General features: G+C 70.7%; 2 protein-coding genes and 1 pseudogene. All 3 read left to right on the top strand.

Going from position 1 to position 1939, the window contains the following annotated elements:
• Window positions 1-712, top strand: a 712-nt coding sequence (locus BMG07_RS40490; RefSeq protein WP_307867333.1) for a flagellar M-ring protein FliF C-terminal domain-containing protein, incomplete at its 5' end; no start/stop codon positions are given.
• Window positions 705-1703: a flagellar motor switch protein FliG gene (fliG, locus tag BMG07_RS40485; RefSeq protein ID WP_198089184.1), complete on the top strand. Its 999-nt coding sequence runs from the start codon at window positions 705-707 to the stop codon at window positions 1701-1703. The genes BMG07_RS40490 and fliG, both read left to right, overlap by 8 nt.
• A pseudogene (locus BMG07_RS40480) lies at window positions 1690-1939 on the top strand (flagellar assembly protein FliH); the annotation flags it as partial. The gene fliG and the pseudogene BMG07_RS40480, both read left to right, overlap by 14 nt.

The raw sequence follows: 1939 nt of genomic DNA, 5'->3' as shown, positions 1-1939 counted from the left end.
CGCGCCCAACGCGCCGGGCACGCCGCCGCCGGGCACGCCGGGAGCGCCGGGTGCAACCGCCGCCTCCACGGCCAGCGCATCCGCCGGCCCGAGCAGCACGCGCAAGGACACCACCACCAACTACGAACTCGACCGCACCATCCGCCACGTGCAGCAAGCCGCCGGCGGCGTGAAGCGCCTGTCGGTGGCCGTGGTGGTGAACAACCGCGACGCGACCGACGCGGCCGGCAAGACCTCGAGCCGCGCGCTCACGCCGGCCGAGCTGGAACAGATCCGCAACCTCGCCAAGGAGGCCATGGGCTTCAGCCAGGAACGCGGCGACTCGCTCAACGTGGTCAACAGCGCCTTCGCCCGCGACGCCGACAGCGGCCCCGCGCCTGAATTGCCGTTCTGGCGCGACCGCGAGAACATCGAGATCGGCAAGACGCTGGGCCAGTACCTGTTCTTCGCCCTGCTCGCGCTGTTCGCCTGGCTGGCCGTGCTGCGGCCGCTCATGCGCCGCCATGCGCCCGCCGCGCCGGCGCCCGCCCCGGTGGCCGCCTTCGAGCCGGTGGCGGAACCCGACGTCAACACGCCGTCGGCCGAGGAGAGCCTGCGCGAACGCGAGGCCACCCGCAAGAAGGCCGACATGGACTACGCCCACCAGATCGCCGACAAGGATCCGAAGCTGGTGGCCACCCTGATCCAGCACTGGATGAACACCGATGACTAGCGAACTGGGTACCCGCAAGAGCGCCATCTTGCTGATGGCGCTGGGCGAAGACCGCGCCGCCGCCGCGCTGCACCAGCTGCCCACCCCCGAGGTGCAGGCACTGGGCCTGGCGATGTCCAAGCTGAGCTCCGTCTCCAAGGAAGAGCTGGCCGCCGTGCTGGCCGAGTTCCGCGAGGAGACCGAGCAGCTGTCGGCCCTGCACCTGGGCTCGACCAGCTACATCCGCGCGGTGCTGAAGAAGGCGCTGGGCGAGGACCGCGCCAGCAATCTGCTGGAAGACATCCTGCAGCCCGACGAGCCGCACGGCGGCATCGAGCGGCTCAACGAGCTGGAGGCCAGCGAAGTGGCCGAGCTCATCCGCGACGAGCATCCGCAGATCCTGGCCACCCTGCTCATCCACCTGGACCGCATGAAGGCCTCGGAAGTGCTGGAGAAGCTGCCCGCGCGCCTGCGCCACGACGTGATCATGCGCGTGGCCACCTTCGGCGGCGTGCAGCCCACCGCGCTGCACGAGCTGACCGACGTGCTCACCGAGATGCTCGCGGGCCAGGGCCTGCGCCGCAGCCGACTGGGCGGCGTGCGCACCGCGGCCGAGATCGTCAACCTGATGAGCACCGCGGTGGAAGAAGAAGCCATTGCCCATGTGCGCGAACAGGACGAAGCGCTGGCCCAGCGCATCGTCGACGAGATGTTCGTGTTCGAGAACCTGCTCGGCCTGGAAGACCGCAGCATCCAGCGCCTGCTCAAGGACATCGAGAGCGACTCGCTCATCATCGCGCTCAAGGGCGCGCCGATGGAGCTGCGCGACAAGTTCCTCAACAACATGTCGCAACGCGCCGCCGAAACGCTGCGCGAGGACATGGAGCTGCGCGGTCCCGTGCGCGTGTCGCAAGTGGAGACCGAACAGAAGGCCATCCTGCAGGTCGCCCGCCGTCTGGCGGAGGCCGGCGAAATCGTGATTGCGGCGCCTGGCACCGATGACTTCGTCTGACACCGGCGCCTTCGGCGACTCCCGCGCGCGCATTGCCGCCATCCACGCCGCCGCGCGCCACGCGGCGGTGGGCGATGCCAAGCCCCAACCCAAGGCCAAGCCCGCCCTCTCCGCCTGGGAACGGTGGGAGATGGGCACGCTCGACGGCAAGCGCCCGGCGGCGCCGCGTCGGCCACCCTGGCCGCGCGCAAGGCCGCCGAACGCCACAGCACCCCCACCCCGCCGCCACCGCCGCC

This window comes from Variovorax sp. E3 (assembly GCF_016082275.1).
Classification (GTDB): Bacteria; Pseudomonadota; Gammaproteobacteria; order Burkholderiales; family Burkholderiaceae_C; genus Variovorax.
The sequence above is the reverse complement of the archived record's forward strand: the minus strand, read 5'-3'. Positions and strand labels throughout refer to the sequence as shown.